This window comes from Methanocalculus pumilus (assembly GCF_055382585.1).
The window spans coordinates 217,305-237,296 of record NZ_AP042393.1 but is presented as its reverse complement, the minus strand read 5'-3'; the positions used below and the strand labels follow the sequence as shown (position 1 = coordinate 237,296).

14 protein-coding genes and 1 tRNA gene are annotated in these 19,992 nt (G+C 52.5%); 4 read left to right on the top strand and 11 right to left on the bottom strand.

Annotation, left to right across the window (positions count from 1 at the left end; genetic code table 11):
• Positions 1-6: 6 nt before the first annotated feature.
• The 5 genes from ACZ44I_RS01160 to ACZ44I_RS01140 all read right to left on the bottom strand — a co-directional run bounded on the left by ACZ44I_RS01160 (position 7) and on the right by ACZ44I_RS01140 (position 7,780).
• Positions 7-1,413: a hypothetical protein gene (locus ACZ44I_RS01160; protein ID WP_464549470.1), complete on the bottom strand. Its 1,407-nt coding sequence runs from the start codon at positions 1,411-1,413 to the stop codon at positions 7-9.
• On the bottom strand, positions 1,406-2,131 hold the full coding sequence (locus tag ACZ44I_RS01155) for an ABC transporter ATP-binding protein (protein WP_464549472.1): 726 nt from the start codon (positions 2,129-2,131) through the stop codon (positions 1,406-1,408). Before ACZ44I_RS01155 ends, ACZ44I_RS01160 begins: the two co-directional genes overlap by 8 nt.
• Before the next feature lie 129 nt (positions 2,132-2,260).
• The gene (locus ACZ44I_RS01150) at positions 2,261-3,271 is read right to left on the bottom strand and encodes an SWIM zinc finger family protein (protein WP_464549474.1); all 1,011 of its coding nucleotides are present in this window, start codon (positions 3,269-3,271) and stop codon (positions 2,261-2,263) included.
• Complete coding sequence (locus ACZ44I_RS01145; RefSeq protein WP_464549476.1) at positions 3,268-6,246, bottom strand: DEAD/DEAH box helicase; 2,979 nt, start codon at positions 6,244-6,246, stop codon at positions 3,268-3,270. The genes ACZ44I_RS01150 and ACZ44I_RS01145 overlap by 4 nt, the downstream gene beginning before the upstream one ends.
• 217 nt (positions 6,247-6,463) lie before the next feature.
• Positions 6,464-7,780, bottom strand: coding sequence for an ATP-binding protein (locus tag ACZ44I_RS01140; protein ID WP_464549478.1), 1,317 nt, complete (start codon positions 7,778-7,780; stop codon positions 6,464-6,466).
• 147 nt (positions 7,781-7,927) lie between these two features.
• On the opposite strand from ACZ44I_RS01140, the gene ACZ44I_RS01135 reads away from it, so the two are divergent.
• The 3 genes from ACZ44I_RS01135 to ACZ44I_RS01125 all read left to right on the top strand — a co-directional run bounded on the left by ACZ44I_RS01135 (position 7,928) and on the right by ACZ44I_RS01125 (position 11,389).
• The gene (locus tag ACZ44I_RS01135) at positions 7,928-9,310 is read left to right on the top strand and encodes an ATP-binding protein (RefSeq protein ID WP_464549479.1); all 1,383 of its coding nucleotides are present in this window, start codon (positions 7,928-7,930) and stop codon (positions 9,308-9,310) included.
• Between the two features lie 188 nt (positions 9,311-9,498).
• Positions 9,499-10,758, top strand: coding sequence for an AAA family ATPase (locus tag ACZ44I_RS01130; RefSeq protein ID WP_464549481.1), 1,260 nt, complete (start codon positions 9,499-9,501; stop codon positions 10,756-10,758).
• 1 nt (position 10,759) lies between these two features.
• The gene (locus ACZ44I_RS01125) at positions 10,760-11,389 is read left to right on the top strand and encodes an RloB family protein (protein WP_464549483.1); all 630 of its coding nucleotides are present in this window, start codon (positions 10,760-10,762) and stop codon (positions 11,387-11,389) included.
• Positions 11,390-11,464: 75 nt separating this feature from the next.
• On the opposite strand, the gene ACZ44I_RS01120 is transcribed toward ACZ44I_RS01125, so the two are convergent.
• The 6 genes from ACZ44I_RS01120 to ACZ44I_RS01095 form a co-directional block, all read right to left on the bottom strand.
• Positions 11,465-11,547: transfer RNA gene (locus ACZ44I_RS01120), tRNA-Leu, on the bottom strand.
• A gap of 68 nt (positions 11,548-11,615) precedes the next feature.
• Entirely contained in the window at positions 11,616-15,497 is a 3,882-nt protein-coding gene (locus tag ACZ44I_RS01115; RefSeq protein WP_464549485.1) for a DNA-directed DNA polymerase II large subunit, read from the bottom strand.
• A gap of 23 nt (positions 15,498-15,520) precedes the next feature.
• Complete coding sequence (locus tag ACZ44I_RS01110; RefSeq protein ID WP_464549487.1) at positions 15,521-16,024, bottom strand: HEAT repeat domain-containing protein; 504 nt, start codon at positions 16,022-16,024, stop codon at positions 15,521-15,523.
• On the bottom strand, positions 16,014-16,973 hold the full coding sequence (locus ACZ44I_RS01105; RefSeq protein WP_464549489.1) for a mechanosensitive ion channel family protein: 960 nt from the start codon (positions 16,971-16,973) through the stop codon (positions 16,014-16,016). The genes ACZ44I_RS01110 and ACZ44I_RS01105 overlap by 11 nt, the downstream gene beginning before the upstream one ends.
• Positions 16,974-17,687 carry a DUF432 domain-containing protein gene (locus ACZ44I_RS01100; protein WP_464549491.1) on the bottom strand — a complete coding sequence of 238 codons (714 nt, stop codon included), beginning with the start codon at positions 17,685-17,687 and terminating at the stop codon, positions 16,974-16,976.
• Positions 17,688-17,767: 80 nt separating this feature from the next.
• Positions 17,768-18,946 (bottom strand): HEAT repeat domain-containing protein, encoded by a 1,179-nt coding sequence (locus ACZ44I_RS01095; RefSeq protein ID WP_464549493.1) that lies wholly within the window; start codon positions 18,944-18,946, stop codon positions 17,768-17,770.
• Between the two features lie 595 nt (positions 18,947-19,541).
• Here ACZ44I_RS01095 and ACZ44I_RS01090 point away from each other — a divergent pair.
• Positions 19,542-19,976: a metal-dependent transcriptional regulator gene (locus tag ACZ44I_RS01090; RefSeq protein WP_464549495.1), complete on the top strand. Its 435-nt coding sequence runs from the start codon at positions 19,542-19,544 to the stop codon at positions 19,974-19,976.
• Positions 19,977-19,992 lie beyond the last annotated feature (16 nt).

Below are 19,992 nucleotides of genomic sequence, written 5' to 3'. Positions count from 1 at the left end.
TTCTCCTCAGAACCCCTCCGGCTCCACCGCGTTCCACCGGGCTCTCCCCCTCCGGATGAAGTACCATGCCGGAATAGCAAGGAGGACTGCCAGATAGGCATAGTCAGCGTTTGAGTACCCGGCTGCTGTCAGGAGGGCAATGGCGATCCCGACCAGAACGAGGTATGTAGCGAGTACTTTTACATCATAGACGAGCACGTTCGGGGAGAGCCCTGAGAGCCAGACCATCACTGCTGTTGCATAGAAGGAGACCGAGAGTGAGAGGATAACAGAGGGTACCAGATAGATCCCATCTCCTGAGAAGATCGCTACAACAATAATAAAGAGGGCCGGGATCACCTGGAGGATCGCGAATGTGGTGATTTTGCCAGTAATGATCGTGCTGACATCAATTGGAAGGCAGGCATATGAGCTGACGCTGTCGAACATGGTCACCCACGTATACATCGTCGATGCGATGACGCCGGTTGTGATCGCGATTAAGAAGATGAGACCCTGTGGCGGCAGAAAATCAGCGAGCAGGGAGAGGAAGAACCAGATCACGAGGAGCGGAAGGATGAATGAGAAGATCGTCTGGCCGATGAGGCTCCCGCTCCGATAGAGATCAAGGAGATCCTTTGCAACAAGCGGGGAGTTTTGGAGTATGGAGAGCCTTTTCAACAGGGGGGTGAATGCATCGGTATATCTCTTTGCAGAACCGGGAGAGACCGGCTCGAAGAGGAGTGTTGCGCTTGCGAAGAGGAGGAGAAGAACGAGCATTGCAAGGAGAAGGCTCGCAACCGAAGGCGCGTTATAGATGAGCAGAGGCGGGAAGAAGAGGGCCGGGTTAATCGCAGTCACAAGAACAGTTCCCCCGATACCAATGAAGAGGAGGATAAGAAGGATCCAGAAGATTGCCTTCGATCGTGCATAGACTGACGAGAGGAAGAAGATACCACAGAGACCGAAGAGGAACGAGAGTGTCAGTGTTGTGAGGAGCAGGAGAGCTGAGAGAATCGGAACCCCTGTAAAGGGTGATGCCAGGATATACCCGAATCCAAACGGAAGAACCCAGAGGAGGAAATAGTAGACGGTATCCTTAACCACAAAATTCAGGAAGATGATCATCTCTGAGATCGGCAGGCTCCGTGCAGAATAGGCAAGGAGGCTCACCTGCCCGAACCGCCGGTTCATCACTTCGCTGCCAAGCAGCCCAAACCCCCCGACCATCACGCCAAGCATCAGGTAGCTTGCGTGGATGATCAGCGTGAGGTATCCGGGAGGAAGGGAGATCTGGATTACTGGTATCAGAAACGAAGCCATGAACGCGATCCCAAAGATCATCACTGGAAAAAGGGCAAACGAGAGGCTTCCAAAGATCGTGGAATGCATCCGCCACTCCTCTTTCATCATTGCGATAAAGAGATCAAGCATGGTAGCCCTTCCTGACAAGCGAGAGGAAGAAGGAGGGGAGATCTGTTCCATCTGCGATCAGTTCGGCAACAGGGCCGCAATGAAGCAGTTTTCCCTTATGGAGAATGGCAAACTCCGAACAGATCTCCTCTGCCACCTCGAGGATATGGGTTGAGAGAAATATCGTCCTTCCGTTCTTCACATAATCAACAAGATATTCCTTGATGAGATCCTGCATGATCGGATCGAAGTTGATGAGCGGTTCGTCTATGAGTGCGAGAATTGGTTCATGAAGAAATGCCTGGGCAAACATCAGCTTCTGCCGTGTGCCACGTGAGAGATCCTTACACAGGACATCTTTCTTATCTGCAAAATCGAGGAAATCGAACCACCAGTCTGCCTTCTCTGCACAATCCGGGATCTTCCTGACGGCTCCAACGAAGGCAAGGTATTCCATTGCCGAGAGGAAACTCGGGGGCGTCTCCTGTTCGGGGATGATCCCAATTCCCCTCCTCACCCCGACAGGATCTGCAACCACATCAATTCCGAGGACTGAGGCGGAGCCGGCGGTTGGTTGTACCTGCCCGGTCAGCATCTTGATCATCGTTGTTTTCCCGGAACCATTTGGTCCAAGCAACCCAAAGAGTGCTCCTTCCTGAACATCCAGAGAGATGCAATCAACGGCGCGAAGATCGCCATAGTCTTTGACCAGATCGGTTGCTCTGATGACGGTGGACATGCTGACTGCTCCTTTTCTTCTGAGTGTGGTTCTTATTTTGAGAGATAAAAAGGTATCTTGTGCAGGGATTCCTGTGAGGAGGGTAGGTTGGGGGGGCGTTGCCAGGGGTAGTAATTCCACCTCTTATGTTCAAATATGATCTCCAGACATGTTATTCCCGTCATCACATTCCTCCTCAGAATAGGCATCCTCCTCAGAGAGCATGCTGCCGATTGCCATCTCATATGCCCTCTTCCTCGCTGCCGGATAGACCGGGAGGAGAATATCTACGGGATCAGCTCCCCGGATGGTGAAGGGGGCCTCTCCGCAGAGCTGCAATGCCGCAAACTCCGCCTCCAAACCGTCGGTGATGGAGAAGGCGATCTCAGCCGGTTCACCCTCATTCTTCCAGAACCGATCTGCTGTAACCGCTGCTCCTGCCTTTGCACCCACTGTTCTTCCCAATCCGGTAGCAGCGGCTTCACCCTCCCCTGACCGGGAGAGGGGATCACTGCCGCCTGCCGGGGAGCCTGTAGAAGCCTGTGTGGGGTGCTCATCAGACACCTTCTTCCTCCTGGAGCGGAGAGCTGCCAGCACCTCATCTTTCGTCTTGCCCCTGAGTTGAAAGATCAGGAACGGATCATTATCAAACCGCTCGGCAAGGAGATAATAGGCAGCGGCGATATGCTTGCAGGGATTCTCCCAGTCCGGGCAGGAGCAGGCCGTCGTGATATCCTTATGTGAATCCGGGAAGAGAGATAACCCGGTCTTTCCAACGATCTCCTCGATCTCGGCAGGAACTTCCCCTGCAAGGAGCTGTGCCGAGTAGAGCGCTTCTGAGGCCATCGTATCGAAGATCCGCGTCCATTCACTCTCGGTAAAAGACCGGAGCCGGATCGAGACCGAGTACGGTGACCTCCGGGAGCCCTGCACCTTTGACTCCACGCAGCCATTTTGGATCAGAAGGCTGATCACCTGCCCTTTCCGGGCATATGAACGGCCCCGCTGGAGCCGGGCGGCATTCCCCATCCGTTCAAGTGCGGAGATGAACCGTTTCGACCACCATTTGTCTCCGATAGCCCCCCGTTTGCTCTTTGCTTTTATTCCATTCTTCACCGCAATCGGCGAGGTCTTCTCATATGATGGATACCAGTAGCTCATGAGAACGCCTCCTTCCTGAGCATGAGGAGATCACGCAGTTCATCATCAGAGAGGGTTGAGATCCAGTCTTCCCCGCCGGAGAGGATCGATCCGGCAAGTTTCTTCTTCCCTTCGATCACCTCGTCGATCTGCTCTTCCAGTGTGCCGCCCGTGATCATCATCCTGACCTGCACATCCCGCGTCTGCCCGATCCGAAATGCCCTGTCGGTCGCCTGGTTTTCAACCGCAGGATTCCACCAGCGATCGAGATGGAAGACATGGTTTGCAGCCGTCAGGTTCAGCCCGGTGCCGCCAGCTTTCAGGGAGAGGAGGAAGATCGGCGGGCCGCCATCTCCCTGGAACCGCTTCACCATCGCATCACGCTCCTTCGTGGGAGTGCCGCCATGGAGGAAGAGGACCGGGACATTGCACCGCTCAGTGATCAGATCTATGAGCCGTTCTCCAAATGAAGGGAACTGGGTGAAGATGAGTGCCCGTTCCCCGGCATCCAGCACTTCCTCAAGCATCTCGAGAAGCCGTGTGCATTTTCCGGATCGATCACAGGATGCCACGGTATCCTGCTGGAAGAGTGCCGGGTGGTTGCAGATCTGCTTCAGCTTCATCAGGGCAGAGAGGACAAGACCTTTCCGTTCGATCCCTTCCCGATCCTTCACCATACCGAGAAGTTCAAGCACCACCCCCTCGTAGAGGCTCGCCTGTTCGGGGGTTAAGGTACAGTAGACCTTCATCTCCATCTTCTCCGGGAGATCGGATATGATCGTCTTGTCCGTCTTCATCCTCCTCAGGACAAACGGGCGGATCAGGGTTCTGAGCTGGCTCGTTCGTTCGGGATCATTAAACCGCTCGATTGGTGCGGCATACTGCTCCTTAAATGCCCTCATTGAGCCGAGGTATCCGGGATTTAAGAACTCCATAATGGACCAGAGCTCGATGAGCCGGTTCTCAACAGGGGTTCCGGTGAGGGCGATCTTATGATCTGCTGCAAGCGATCTGACCGCCCGTGCCTGTTTTGTCTGGGGGTTCTTGATATTCTGTGCCTCATCGATGATGATCGCCTTCCATGAATGGGATTTAATCTCCTCAAGATCACGGACGACGAGCGGATAGGTGGTGATCGTCACATCAGCATCGCCGAGGAGGGCTGTATCGCGGGCAGAACCGTGATGGGTGTGGATTCTGAGAGTCGGTGCAAACCGCTGGATCTCATGCCTCCAGTTGCCGACAAGTGAGGTGGGGCAGATGATCAGGGCAGGCAGAACCTCCTCCTGCCAGGCAAGAAGATAGGCGATGATCTGGATCGTCTTCCCAAGCCCCATATCATCGGCAAGGCATGCGCCGATCCCGTTTCGGGTGAGGTACGAGAGCCAGGCAAGCCCCTGTTCCTGGTAGGGGCGAAGGGTTCCCCGGAATGTGGATGGCACGGGAACCGGGGCCATTTCGCCCTTCTCAGAGAGGAGCCATCCCATCCAGCCATCGGTATCGACGAACTCCGCAACCGGCAGATCGGGATCTGCGCCTGAGGAGAGCCTGAGGAGATCGCCTACGCTCATTGTGCCGAATCTCCTCTCAAAGGCCCTTTTAGCCTTCTCGATCCCGGATTCATCGATGGAGACCCATTGCCCATGCATCTGGATGAGCGGGATCTTCTGCCGCATCAACTCATCAAACTCTTCAGGCGTGAGTTCGGTATCTCCGAGTGCAACCTTCCACGAGTACGAGGCGATACTCCTGAGGCCGAACCGCCCTTCTGATTCGGTTTTTGTAACCGAGACCTTGACCGAGGGTTTTACCCCGGTCTTCTTCCACCAGGCGGGGAGGATGACAGAGTACCCGGCATCGATGAGGAGAGGGGCTGCCCCGGTGAGAAAACCATATGCACCGGAAGTATCAAGCGACAGAGCCATCGGCCGTGCAGTTTTTAAGCCTGCCTTCAGTTCCGGGTAGATCCGGGCAGCCATACCGAGTTCTGTGAGGAGTATATCCGCAGGATCTTCTCGCGAGGTAATGGTGGCGGTGCCGTTCCAGATATCTTCCGCAGGGATGAGGCAAGACGAGGTATCCGGATCGGCGAGATTGAAGGTGAGCTTCCACCGCTTCTCTCCGGGTTGTGGATCTTCAAGCAGGAAGCAGCCCCTAAGTATAGTGTCTTCCTTATGGGTTCTGGAATGGAGGGAGCCAGAATCGATCCACTCCCGTACAATCATCCTGAATGCTGTTGTATCGTCTGCTTCATCCGGAAGGGAGGTTGGTGTCCCGGAGAGCTGCTGTATCCATGCCTCTTCGGGGAGGGGGATCTTCCTCTTCCGGCCACGTTTTGGGGGGAGGAGATCGAGATTGGCTATCCCCGAAGATACTATGTCATGGACTGCATGGTTGAGGAATGAGGTGATGAGGGCCGCATCATCGATCCCATCCCCGGCCCAGATCCGGCAGGCGGGGGGGCATGTCCTGAGAACCGCATCAAGCCGGTTTGTATCCTGGATGAGTGCCTCCCACCCGGCAGGGCCGGGGAGGAATGCACCATGAATGACAAGATCGCATGCATATCGTGCCGCCGACGACCAGAACCGGAGTGTTCTCCCAACCGGAAGCTCTGAAGGCAGATCTGCCAGATCCGAAAGCGAGAGCGGGAGAGAGAGCACAGGGACAGTGAACGGGGCCAGGATTGTGGATATATCCTGCGCCGATCCATCCCCACATTCAGGGGAGGGGAGAGGAAACGATCCCGATGATGGAAGGAGGAGGGTGGCTGAATCACTCTCATCTGCTGGTGATTTATCGATTGGATACCCGATACCGGGTATTATGCTATAGAGCGACAACCTGTCTGCTGCAAACGGGTGCGGGCGAACCGGGGGGATCTTCGGCCGCCGCCCCCGCTTCTTCTCTCCCTTGCGTGGGGCGGTGGTATCTTCACCCCAGACCCGGATGACTCCGGGGCAGTCTGGCGTCCAGAAACCATGGAGGATAATCATGCACAAGACCTGATCCTGTCAAAATGACCGTTCTTTCAGGAGGCCATGCCAGGAACCATAGCCGGAATGATCCTCCGTTTCATTCTAACTTTTCCGTAAGGGATGATAAGATCTCTGAAATGGAATGCAGGGGAGAGGAGATATGGGTGTGTGGCTGAGGAGACACGTGAGAGAATGAGGTGTAAGGGGTGGGTACATTGAGATCCACTCTGAATGTTCACCCAAAACCCACCAGAAACGCCGTCACCGGCAGAACCTCAATTCTAACTCCATCAGCCATCATTGTCTTCTGCTGGTGTTCGGTGATGATCATCCCTTCCGTCAGGCCGAACTTTTTACAGGCCATGACGAGAGCGGCGACCTCCCGTTCCATATTCTTGTCATGCAGCTCATAGCAGACCTGGTATGCACCGGTGATCCTGCCCTTCTCCTGCGTGATAAAATCGCATTCATACCCCCCTTCATTCAGAAAGAAGAGACCTGTCCCCTGCCCCCGGCGGACGAACTCATTGAAGACGATATTCTCGTATAAACGGCCGATATTCTCGGAGAAGAGGAAAGAAACTGCATTGACAAAACCGGTATCGATGCAATAATATTTCACATCACTTCTCAGCTGTTTCTTCAGGGAGTGATCATAATTTCGAAGCTCCGCTATCATGTAGGTTGCTTTGAGGTAATCGACATAATCGGATACGGTGGCATAGTTGTACGAAAGCGCCTTACTGATACTGTTCACACTGTTCTGTTTCGTATCATTTGTCAGGATGTATTCAACGAGTTTCTTCAGCATATCATAGTTTTTCAGACCATAGCGTGCCAGAATATCATGCAAAAGGATCGTGTTAAAATACGACAGAAGCTCTTCCTTCTTCAGATCCTCATCAACAAGGACGACCTTTGGAAAACCACCATATCTCAGGTAATTATCAAAAAGCTGATTAATCTCTCTCCTTTTCGTTGAGTAATCAGCGATAGTCCGGCATTCAATGCCATTGAAAGAGAGAAATTCCCAAAATCTGAGAGGATAGACGGCAATCTGAAGATATCTCCCGCTGATCGATGATGCCACCTCGCCGGAGAGGAGCTTTGATGAAGAACCGGTGATATAGATCGTCGCCTTCTTCAGATCATGGGCTTTCCTGACCCACTTCTCCCATCGGTCAACATTCTGCACCTCGTCAAGGAAGAGGAAGACCTCGCCGTCAGGGTTGATCGCTTCCCTGTATGTCTCAAGAAGAAGATCGAGGGTATCAGGATCTGCATCTTCAGAGAGCCTGGGATCTTCAAAATTGATATACAAAAGCTCTTTCTTATCACGGCTCTCTGCAAGTGCTTCCATCTCCTGTTTCAAAAGCGTTGATTTTCCGCTCCTCCGTATTCCTGTCAGGACGACGATCTCTTTCGATCTCCTGTACCGCTCAAGGATGGAACGATATGCCGGTCGTTGCACATATGTTTCAAAGTCCCGATTCCAGTAGTTCCATTCCCCGAGGATCTCAAGGATCGCGAGTTTTGACAGCCCCTGCATCATGCACCTCTACGATACTATTGTGCCGGGGGGATGATAAAACTTATAGTATACTGAAAGTTTTTCAGGCTTTTTATTATAGTATACTATAAGTTCATGCTCCGAACCCCAACAATAATTATATCTATAATAATTACAACCATAATCATTATGAAATTCTATGGCAGGACAGAGGAGCTCAAGCTGATGGAGCACCTCTATGCACAGAGCCCATCTTTCCTCGTCGTCACCGGCAGGCGGCGGGTTGGAAAGACAGAGCTGATCCTTGAGTTCTGCAAAGAGAAGCCTGCCATCTACTTCTATGTGGATGCAAACAAGAGCATCGGGAGCCTGCTGGATGAATTCTCCCGGCTGATGAGGGAGACCCTGAATCTCCCCGGCTACATCAGGTTCGAGACCCCGGAAGCCTTCCTTGAATTCCTCTTCGCGTACAGGGAGCCGCTTGTTGTCGTCTTCGATGAGTTCCAGCGGTTCCAGAAGATTGATCCCTCCTTCATCTCACAGCTCCAGCGGTGCTGGGATACCTCAAGGCGAAACTCCGGACTCTTCATCATTGTATCGGGATCATCGGTCGGCATGATCCGTGAGATCTTCCTCTCAGGCGGCGCCCCCCTCTTCAAGCGGGCAGACACTATCCTTACCCTCAAGCCATTCGGACCGCAGGACTGCCTCGCTATCCTCAGCGATATCGGGGTGTTGGAACCAGATGATCGCCTCGATCTCTACCTCCTCTTTGGTGGTACCATCTATTACTATACATATCTTGAGAAGTTCGGGTGCACGGATATGGAGAGTGCACTCAATCGTCTGCTTCTTAATAACTTTGCTCCGCTTGCACAGGAGATGAGGGATATCGTTGTCGAGGAGTTCGGCCGCGAACATACAACCTATTATGAGATACTCTCTGCAATCGCCTCAGGGAAACAATCGCATAAAGAGATAGCGGATGCCATCCATATCGCCCCTACATCACTTCCCACCTATCTCCGGGATCTTGTCAATCTCCTCGGAATCATCGAGTATCGCACCCCCGTCACCGAGAAGGGCAGGCGCTCGAAGATGGGCAGGTACATCCTATCAGATAACTTCTTCCGGCTCTATGCCCGCTACATCTACAGGAACAGAAGCCTCTACCAGTCCGGCCGCTATGAGAAGCTGCTGAACCTGATCAAAGATGAGTGGAAGGGCTTCTCCGGGTTTGCATTTGAAGAGATGGTGCGAACCCTTCTCAGGGAACGTCTCATCACGGAATATGATGCAGTCGGCTCATGGTGGAACCGCCGGGGCGACGAGATCGATCTCCTCGCAATATCCGAGGAGGCAGATCTTGCAATTGAGATCAAGAACACGGCACTCACCCGCTCCGAGGCATATTCCATTCTCACGTCATTAAAAGCAAAACTACCCGCAGTGAAGGGGCTCTCCTACCAGGTAACGCTTGGCGTTGTTGCCCGGGAGATTGAAGATGTCGCAGAGTTTCGGAACGAGGGGTTTTACTGTATGGAGCTTTTGGAGATGCTGGAGCAGATGTGAAAAAAGATGGATCAAATGGAACCCTCTTCACTTCACAGATTATGGCGAGGGGAGTGTATTTTGAATAGATAATACAATATGATGGCAAATGCATGGTTTTTCATGGACACTACAACATTGAGAGATTCTACGAAAAAATCGTATAATCTACCAATACCATTATCTCTCAGGAGATCTGAGTATAGTATATGCTGATAGAATATAGTGTGGAAAACTTCCGTTCCATCTCTGAAAAGACAACATTCAGCATGGTACCTTCGAAAGAGAGGAAGAAGGCGGAGAACTTAATCCGGGTTGATGGAGTTCCGGGGGTTACCAAGTTACTAAAAAGCGCTGTCATTTTTGGAGCGAATGCATCAGGAAAGACAAACCAGATCCGCGCTCTTAACCTGATGCAATTTATTGTTCGTATGTCCCGAAATTTCAATAAAGGAGATAAAATCCCATATTTTCCATTCATCCTGAATTCTGAGTATGCAGAGAAACCAACAACTTTCTCACTTAACTTCATCATCGATGAAACTGAATACCGCTATTCATTCTCCTATAATGCAGATGAAATAATATCCGAAGAACTCGTGTATTTCAAAGGAAAAAGCGAAAAGACGATCTTTATCCGGGATCAAAACAATCTCCAGACATACCAGGATGATGATGAGCAACAGGGGCTTTTTCGCCACACAGGAAATAATGTCCTCTTCCTCTCAAAAGCAAATAATGAATACAAACCCTTTGGACCGGTATTTAAGTGGTTTAATGAAAATTTAAATTATCTGGATTCCATCATGGATATTGGTGACCGATACACGATTAACTACATGAACAGATCACAGGAGAATAAGGATAAAATAATTAATCTGCTAAATTTTGCCGATTTTGATATTCATGATGTATCAGGCACTATAAAAACCCTGAAGAGAACAGATATTCCCGATATCATCATTCAATTCATTGAAAAAGATACGAAAAAACCTCTTCCTGATGGAGCTATAATGACATCAGAATTAAAGAGCGTACATACCCGGGATGACGGCCATCAGATCACAAATACATTCTCCGAATTTGAATCTGCTGGAACCCAGATCTTCTTTAACCTGCTTGGATTATTCCTGGATGCATTTGAGAATCATCAGCGAGTCCTTATTATTGACGAGTTTGATACACGGCTCCACCCGGATTTAATCACGTACATCTTCCGTCTCTTCCATAGCAATAAGATCAACAGGATGAATTCACAGTTGATTGTAACTACCCATAATACGCGGCTTTTATCAGCCGATATCTTCCGAAGGGAACAGATCTGGTTTACTGAAAAGAAGAAACAAACCAGAAACACCGATCTGTATTCCCTTTTTGATTACGAAAAGAGGCTGGATCGGTCAATAGAGAAGAACTACTTTTCAGGAAGGTACGGGGGATTGCCGGATATCATGGAAAGGGGGTTGTAATGTGGTACGTACGCGACGATCCCAGCTGCGACCATTAAGAACCTTGCTCATCATCTTCTCTGACGGAGAGACAGAACTCAATTATTTCGAATTGAAGAAGAGAGAGATTCATGGAAATCGGAATATCAGAATCGTAACGGTACAACCAAACATCAAATCCCCATCCCAATACATCAAATATGCCGAGGGTTACATTCAAACACATTTACCCCCTCTAAATGGCCAGGACAGGATATTCTGTGTGTTTGATGTAGATACCCTTTCAGATTCGGAGATAGAGAAGGCTCAAAAGCAGCTGGAGTTACATAAGACACTGAGATCCCATATGCAGTTTGTCCATTCAAATCCCGATTTTGAAGTATGGCTCCTGCTCCACTATCGATATCTTCAGGGTAAACTCGGATCACAAGAGGCAATAACCAAACTCCGTGAGTTTGAAAAGGAATACACAAAACCCAATGTCGGAGAGATATTTGATAATTTAATCAGGAATGAACATCGGGCATTGGAAAACGCTCTAAAGCTCAGGCAATATCATCAGGGTAACGAGTCGAACCTCTTCTCCACCCGGACAAACCCATATACTAATGTCGATGAAATCGTGCTATTTATTAATTCTATAAGAGAATAACCCTCTCAAAGTAAGAAGGTGGGAAGTCTACAAGCAGATACTGCTACTTGATAAGAATCGAGCCTGATATCCTGATGCGAGTGGCAGGAGTCGAACCTGCGAACCCCTACGGGAATCGATCTTGAGTCGATCACCTTTGGCCTCTCGGTAACACTCGCACTGAAGGAGATATATTTGCGCTCCAATGCAAAAAACATTCCTCGATCTACATAAAAACCGCTAGCAACTACATAAAATCCGCAAGCCCCAGCTGGAGCTTCTGCTCTTCCCCGAATGTCGAGTTGATCGAGGCGTCGATCACGGCAATCCGCTGCTTTGTGTACTCGGAGACCTTAAACTGCTCGCAGATCGAGAGCGATGCCGCCAGGTATTTCTTCACCGATCCTTCCGAGACGGTGGCGATGATCTTGTTCCCGCACCGGCATTTCCCGGCAAGCGGCATCCGCCGGAACTTCGACCCACACCGGGCGCACCGGAACCCCTGTTTTGAGAAGGCATTTAAGTTCCCGATCATATCGCGGATAAAATGCGTCGTCAGGACACGCTCTGCGAGATCATCCTCATCCACGGCCCGGATCATTCTCGCAAGGAGAAGTTCCGCATCCAGCTTATCTACCATCGACCCAAGCCGCGTATACATCGTTGTGGCGGGCCCTGCCGAGATATCGGTCGTATCATGGGTGAACGAGAACCCTTCATACTGGCCGGGGGTGCCGATCCGGTTCTCCACGTGATCCACCACGCCCTCAAGCTCCTTTGGTGCCGTGTAGGTGAGGCAGGCCTCGTACACAGAGAGCGGGTAGCGGCTCATCAGATCCACGTTCAGCGTCTCCTTATCAACCTCGCTTGGATCGATCCGGCTCGTCAGCACAAGCGGTGCATCCATCGAGCCGCCCCGTGTCTCCGGCAGAAACGACCGCGAGAAGTTGATTAAGCCATCCAGAAGCAGCATCACGCAGTCCTCATCACCATCGCACTGGCCGCAGAAGATCCCGTTTGCATGGAGGGTGTGATCATCTGCCACCGTCAGACAGTACACCCGGTCATCAAGGCAGGGGACAGGATCAGCAGATTTGATCGTATCAGCAATCACCATTCCCCCTTCCAGCACCGGCACCCGTGCCCCCGGCTTCACCTCAAGTGCCCGTATCTTTTTGAGATATGCACAATCCCAGACCACCATCGCATGATCAGGCGTTACCGCGAGCTTTTTCCCCCGTTCTGTCTCAAAGAGGATGAGATGTGCCGGGGCACGGTGTACCGAGACCGAGGTGACCTTCCGCATCTTCTGGTTTCCGTTTGTATCCACTGCGATCAACATGTGGGGGGATGCCGGATCTGAATAGAAGGTCCCGAGCCGGTCGCATCCCGGCTGCGAGATGTCGAAGTTCTCAATGACAAACTCCCGGATCGGCATCTTCTTCCAGCCGGACTGCCCGTACACCTCGATCTCGGTATCGCCGTGGAAACAGTTCCGCCGTTTTGCCGCATGGAAGAAGGGGTGTGCATACCCGACAAGTGCCTTCGAGTATCCGATCAGCCGGGCAAGCACACCCGCACTCGTATGCGGAGCAAGCCCGATTAAGAGCTGGCCGACGAGATCCTGAGGCTTCTCTGCATTATAGAACCGGGGCAGTCCGTACACCTTCTCAAGGAGATCATCCATAAACCCTGCCACCTTCAGGAGATACTCGCCGCAATCCTCTGAGACGAGGATATCCTGCGGTCTCAGCTCACAGATCTGCTCGCTATCCACCAGATCCCTCCCCTCATAATCCTTCAGGTATCCAAGCTCACGGAGCCTCTCAGGCGACACCCCGATCTCGGAGGGCCGGAAATGGGTGAGGGGGAGATCGATCATATCGTAGCGGACGGTTCCGTCCTTGAAGACGAAGAGATCCCGGACCGCCCGGAGGATCCCCTTCTCGATCGGCTCAACCGAACGATCCCGTGATATCAACCCTTTTACGCCCTTCAGGAGCTTCAGGTCTGATTGAACCATCCCGAGAGTGGTAAGCGCCGATTCATACTCCTTTTTGATATTCACCTCAACCTCAAAGTTGCAGGTGAGGGGGGCATCGCACCGGGGACAGCGGTCACCATCTGTCACCTCCTTGTTGCAGTGAACACAACGGAAGACCGGCAATGTATGTCCGCCGCAGGGACATTGGTTCCAGAAGGTTTTTTCGCCACAGACGGTGCACCGCCGCTCACCCACCTCGATTGAGATCTGCCCCTGCGTCTCGATATCGATATAGAGATCCCCATCCCCCATCGTCTCCTGCCGCCGCTTTGCGCCCGCACCCTGGAAAGAACGCCGGGCACCGCCATCGTTTCCGATCGGGAAGAGGGCATGCGGTGCCGTCTTCATCTTCCTTGGGGCGGATTTTCCGGGCCGGCCCATCCTGCCGCCGATCCGGGTTCCTGCCTTTGAACGGAGCTTGAACCCGCTCAGGTGAGCTGCACAGGGAAGGCCGTTTGTGCAATCAGGCAGGCTCTCCCATCCGGGGCGGCGCGAGAGATCGAGGCCGAGTCCGAGGCAGGCGAGGAATGAGTAGCAGGTACGAAGAACGATCTCATCCCCTTCCACGATGTGTGGAACAAGCGTCTCCTCGATCAGCCCTTTTACCTCGGGATCATACCGGACCCTCAGTACGCCATCTTCCATCCGTCCACGCTCCACCACCAGATCAGCGAGCCGGCAGAACTGCTCATGAGTGAGATCATCAAAATACCAGGTATAGTCGGGATGAAGATATGCACCATTCAGTGCAAAACTGATCGCCTCCATCTCATCTGCGGGATGCCGGGGGCCGCCCTCCTGGAGCCACCACTCCTCGCAGTATGAGGGAGGGATCAGCGGATGGTTATTCTCAAGAAACTCCCCGTAACTGATTAAGATCTCACCGACATCAAGGATATACTCGATCTCGTTTGCAACCGCCTTTGCCTCCTTCTCGGAATCGATCCGCCGAACCTCTCCTGATCTGAGCCGGACCGTCGGCCCTTCGATCGAATCGACCGGCACGATCCCGGCCGCCTTTCCGGGACGCTCCACCTTCATCTGGGTGCCGGGGGAGAGATACTCTCCGAGGATGTACATCGTTGCAGGATGAAGTCCGCCCGCGGCAAGCCCGGTATTTCTCGCACGGCCAAGCCGGAGCCGGAACCCTCCTTTCCGCATCGGGTAGGCAAAGACAGGCCTCCCGGCGATGGTATCCTGTATGAACTTGTCTTTGGGCTTGATCCCCTGCACCACCTCATCATCACCTGATTTTGCGCCGGAGACGAGCTGATCGAGCCACTCCCACCCCTTCATCTTCATCTTTCTGACATTCTTCTGGACTTTCGGGGCCTTCAGGGCGAGCCCTTCTGCAATAACAAGCGCCATCCCGCCGCGGACGGCATTCGTCTCCACCCGCTCAAGGTTCCGGTACCCCGATACCTCCTCTTTTTCGGTCGGCTCGCCATCGATACAGACCGGGCAGTTCCCGATGATCAGCCGAAGCTCTGCGTCAGTCGGTGCATACTGGAGGCTCAGGATATTATTGTATTGCCTGATCTCCTCGATATATCGCTCGATCTCATTCTGGCGCGGGATATACCGGTTGATCCCAAGCGCCTGCCGTACATAATCGCCGACAAGGACCGAGAGTGCCTGTGCGGTACCACCGGCTGACCTGATCGGTCCGGCATAATAGATCCTGAGGTACTCGGAACCGTCATCGTTTTTGCCAAACCCCACCTTCGCAATCCCTTCCTTTGGGGCAGAGACGACACCTTCTGTTAAAAGAGCCATCGAACACCGGATCGCGTGATCAACCACCTCCTCACGCGATGTCTCCCCAAACTTCCGGGCAACAAAATCATCCCCGATCTTAAGCGCTGCTTCCTCACGGGACATCCCCGATTCCAGTTCACGGATCCGTGCCGCCACACCGGGGATCTCAAGGAGCGCTTCAACCCGATCGGCGAGATCGCTTGCGATTGGGATCTCAGGGGTTATTGTCGGATCAACACCCTGTGATCGTGCCTCCTTAGCTATCGAGAGGGCCTCCTCAAGCTGACGGTTCAGGGAAGCAAGATAGGCTTCCATCGCTTGTGACATCGCCGGGAGCTCCATAGCTCTTTTTACCGCTCTTCTTCTGAAAGAAGTGTTAGTATCCCTTCTTCACCCATCCTGAAGAGGACGAGCCCGGCTGAGTTCCGAAGGAAGGGATCGTCCCCCTCAGATGCCTCTTTCAGTGCAGGCATGGCAGGCTCACCGATCCGGCAGAGTGCCAGTGCCGCTGCCCCCCGGACTGTGACTTCGTCATCTACGAGCAGCCCAACAAGGAGCGGTATTGCCGCTTCACCCATAGCAGCAATTGATGCGGTCAGATACCGCCGTACCTCGGGATCGTCAGAACTCCTGATCGCTTTGATCACCGGCTCAAATGCAGGAAGACCCATCCGGGCAATGGCACGTGCAAGGTACCACCGCATCGTCTGCGGCGCCTCCCCGAGTGCAGAGACGATCTCCGGTACCACATCAGGGCCAAGAGCGGCAAGTGCCTCCTCTGCTGATCGCCGGGCAGCAAGATCGGGCTCGCTGACCGCCTTCTTCAGGGCAAGGATCGCCATCCTACCAGTCATAGGTATCCCCGGGCTTCGGCTTGCCGACCTTCGTATCCGGCTCTACCTCCTGGAAGGGAATCTCCTTTATCGGGGGGGAGCCTCTTACTGCTTTCATATCGGTCTTGAGGATATTATTAAACCAGAGCTCCCGCTGCGGGAAGGGTATCTGGATCCCGTTCTTCTCAAGCTCAACCTTGATCTTCCAGAGGAGCTCTGTCCGGAGCCCCCACCAGTAGAGGGAGGGGGCCCAGATCTTTATCACGATATTGACACTCGAATCATCGAGATTATCCACATAGACCGACGGGCCGGGGCTTTTCAGTGCATACGGCTCTTTCTCGATCATCGCTTTGATGATTGCGATCGCCTTCTTCGCATCATCCTGATACCGTATACCGATTGTGTAATCAAACCGGCGTGCCGGGTGGATCACCAGATTCGTGATATCGCTTGTGAAGATCTTGGAGTTTGGAACCCGGACATAGATACCATCATATGTCCGGACAATCGTCGACATGATCTGGATCTTCTGGACTGTCGCGGTCAGCGATCCGATAGAGATATTGTCCCCGATCTTGATCGGCCGCTCAAAGAGGAGGAAAATTCCAGATACCAGGTTTGCAACGATATTCTGGGTGGCAAACGCAACAGCGACTGCGATGATACCTCCTGCAACAAAGAGGCCGGAGAGATCAAAGTGGAGATAGGGGAGGATACTGAGGAGCACCACAATATAGATACAGTATGAGACGAGGGTGATCATCAGATCGAGATCAGGTTTTGAAACCCTCTCACCGAAACTCCGTTTCAGCCATATCCTGACGATCCGCACAATAATAACACCAGCAATGGCGATGATCGCGACCCAGATGATGTCGAACAGGGTGATCTCCCCCAGAACAGGTTTCGAAAGAATATTAAAAGCCGAAATATCGGTACTTTCTACCAGATCAGTGGCATTACTCATCTATACCAGCCCCTCATCCATCGCATAGTACGCCAGTGTATCAACACCTGCGAGCTTCCGCGAGTAATAGAGCTCGATCGACTTCTGCATACCGGTCCGGATTGGCTTATCCTCAAATGCGGTATAGGCAAGCATCGGCTTGACAATCTTCATTCCGGCACTCATCGAGACGAGATCGTTATCATAGTAGATCTTCATCCCATAGTTCTCAAAGACGACCCGGGATACCTCTACCCAGTTCTTTGTCGAATTCATCAGATCCAGCTCAACAACTCCATACAGGCTTGGATCCGGTTCAGGGCGCCTGAGTAAGACCTCGCTCCAGTGATACCGGGTGATCACGCCGGAATCGGTCGGTCCATAGAGAGAGTACTTCTGCGGAATCCTTGAGAAGATATCGATGCACCGGTACGCATCGTTCTTCATGAGGAAGACCGCGATCTCGATCGGAAAGGTGACATAAATCCTGCGTGTTGCCTCAGGCTCGATATCGATCGGCTCGAACCGGATCTCAAGGAAACGGGTCACCTCATCCGGCAGGTTCAAAGGCTCAACGGGGTTTATGATCACCGTTCCGGATTCGGAGGCGATGATCCGCTCCACAACCGTTCCCCCAAGGTTGCGGTGATACCGGAGACAATCGTCCTCTTTTGAAAAACAGACTTTCAGGTCATCCTTCTCGATGCAAAATTCGTACCCATATTTCCCGTACACAGGAGTGATCTGGTATTCCCCAGCCAATAAAGGTTACCCAGTATCAGGGATATTTAACAAAAAAAGGACGTATAATCCATTTATTCCGATTCCACCATCCCTAACTCTTCGATGAAGGGAAGAAGTGATGGATCTGCGAGTTCTTCAAGAGAAGATGCAAGCTGCATACGCTGGTTGGAATCTGCATCCGCAAAGATCCCGGTGATGGCTTCAGCAAGGCCCCGCTCAAGCAGAAGAGCACGCCGATCCTCAGGAGAAGCAGATGTGAGGGTCTCCAGGAGCGGGGGGATGGCCGGAGATCCAATCTTTGCAAGCGACATCGCAGCTTCGAGGCTGATCATATCGACAGGATCAAAGAGAGCATCGATGAGAGGCGGGATCACCTGATCTGATCCGATCTCCCCAAGAGCGACAACAACAGCAGCCCTGATCGCCGGATCAGGGGATGAAAGAGACTCGGTAAGGCCGGTGATCGCCGGATCCCCAATCGATCCGAGTGCCAGTGCAACCCGGCTCCGGACATAGGCATCGGGATCAGAGAGGCGTGCGATCAGTGGGGCAACAGCCCGCGGATCCCCGATCTCGCCGAGGGCAATGGCGACCTTCCACCGGACATCATCGTCAGGATCATCAAGGAGCGTGATCAGGGGTCCTACGGCAGGCGTACCTATCCGGGCAAGCGCTTCTGCCGCCTTCCACCGAAGCCCCGAATAGGCATCGCTCTGCAGGGATTCAACAAGGAGTTCGATCGCACGGGGATCGCGGAGGAGGCCGAGGGCATCGATTGCCAGATAGCGCTGATCCAGCTCGCCATGTGCAAGGACATTCAGAAGAGCAGGGAGATCGCCCCTCTTCCTCATCTTCACGATATCGTCCTCGCTCACCATCATCGCCCGCACCCGGTACATCCTCTCCTCAAGTGCCTCCTTCACCTGCTCTTCCCTGATAAATGCAGAGAAGAGATACCCTGAGAGAATCCCGGTAGTGATGAACGAACCTGCACGGAGAATTGCATCCGTCGTCACCGTTCCCGTAAGCACAAACTCCGCGTAGAGATGCACAACTGCAAGATACCCCCCGGCGAGAACCCCATAGTACCTGAAAAAGAAGGCAGATACGATGATGATGATATAGTAGAGATGAGTATAGGTCGAAACAATGCCATATCCGGAATGAAAGATCAGCTCTGCTGCTGAGGCAAGGAGGAGGGCAAGGAGGACAATGGCGATCTGGAGATTCCGGTCTCCGGGCTGATCCATACCTTTCTATCATGCATTGTGGGATATATGTCCATCGAAAGGGCCACAAAACGATGATTCAGGAAAGCATGGGTCACCCGTTCGGGAGCAGGCGTTTCACCAACTGATCATTCGGAGATTTGGGAAAAAACCAATCATGTTTGGGATCACCTCATCTCTCCCAAACTACAGAGATTAGAATAGCGACCCGCAGTCCCCGGCAAATGGGGAAGTAGTGGGGATTTGAGGGGGGTTCGCAGGACAGAACAGACAGGAGGTGAAGAAAAGAAGAAGATCTTACCATCCCGGACGAAGGCTTGCGGAGGCCCTGCTGTCCGGGCTATTCAATGGAATACCATCACTTCAGCCAATGGTTACCAAAACCTCATCCAGGTGCCCCGATATGATATGCTGAATGCACCAGCCACCGGGCACTCTTCTCCGTTCTCCCTTTTGAGTTTATATCCCGGTTCTTACGCTTAATCCGAATACTTTTCGGGCGACATACTTATCAACCAAATACCAGATATATCATCAGTTCAGGAGATTATTGTATATGCAGCACCGGCACCAGGGAGGCGAACATTCTATACATCCCAGAAACAGAGGAAGTAGTGTGAAGAACCTCTCACGAAAGGCAGAAGACTATCTCGAAGCAATCTATCGGGTAACAAGCACCAAGGGATATGCCCGGACAAAAGATGTCGCCCATGAACTCGGAGTCAGGCCTTCAACCGTTGTTGAGATGTTCCGAAAACTCCACTCCTTCGGCTTAATCGAGTACCGGAGATACGAAGGGGTTGTCCTCCTGCCGGAAGGCGAGGCGATCGGGAGATCGGTTCATCTCCGCCATGAGACCCTCAAGGAGTTTCTTCTCCTCCTGAAAGTGCCGGAATCTGTTGCCGAGAAGGATGCCTGTTTCATGGAGCACGAACTGCATCCCGAGACGATCCAGCAGATCCGTTCCCTCCTCGACTGTTTCGGTTCAGATAAAGAAGCAGCAGAAACCTTAAAACGCCACCTGACCGCAGCCCGGCTCTCCCGTTCCTGAGGCAACCTTTTTTATT

Excerpts from the sequence above, each read along its gene's own strand:
- ACZ44I_RS01160 (WP_464549470.1), bottom strand. The coding sequence starts at position 1,413 with ATGCTTGATCTCTTTATCGCAATGATGAAAGAGGAGTGGCGGATGCAT.
- ACZ44I_RS01155 (WP_464549472.1), bottom strand. The coding sequence starts at position 2,131 with ATGTCCACCGTCATCAGAGCAACCGATCTGGTCAAAGACTATGGCGAT.
- ACZ44I_RS01150 (WP_464549474.1), bottom strand. The coding sequence starts at position 3,271 with ATGAGCTACTGGTATCCATCATATGAGAAGACCTCGCCGATTGCGGTG.
- ACZ44I_RS01145 (WP_464549476.1), bottom strand. The coding sequence starts at position 6,246 with ATGATTATCCTCCATGGTTTCTGGACGCCAGACTGCCCCGGAGTCATC.
- ACZ44I_RS01140 (WP_464549478.1), bottom strand. The coding sequence starts at position 7,780 with ATGATGCAGGGGCTGTCAAAACTCGCGATCCTTGAGATCCTCGGGGAA.
- ACZ44I_RS01135 (WP_464549479.1), top strand. The coding sequence starts at position 7,928 with ATGAAATTCTATGGCAGGACAGAGGAGCTCAAGCTGATGGAGCACCTC.
- ACZ44I_RS01130 (WP_464549481.1), top strand. The coding sequence starts at position 9,499 with ATGCTGATAGAATATAGTGTGGAAAACTTCCGTTCCATCTCTGAAAAG.
- ACZ44I_RS01115 (WP_464549485.1), bottom strand. The coding sequence starts at position 15,497 with ATGTCACAAGCGATGGAAGCCTATCTTGCTTCCCTGAACCGTCAGCTT.
- ACZ44I_RS01110 (WP_464549487.1), bottom strand. The coding sequence starts at position 16,024 with ATGACTGGTAGGATGGCGATCCTTGCCCTGAAGAAGGCGGTCAGCGAG.
- ACZ44I_RS01105 (WP_464549489.1), bottom strand. The coding sequence starts at position 16,973 with ATGAGTAATGCCACTGATCTGGTAGAAAGTACCGATATTTCGGCTTTT.
- ACZ44I_RS01095 (WP_464549493.1), bottom strand. The coding sequence starts at position 18,946 with ATGGATCAGCCCGGAGACCGGAATCTCCAGATCGCCATTGTCCTCCTT.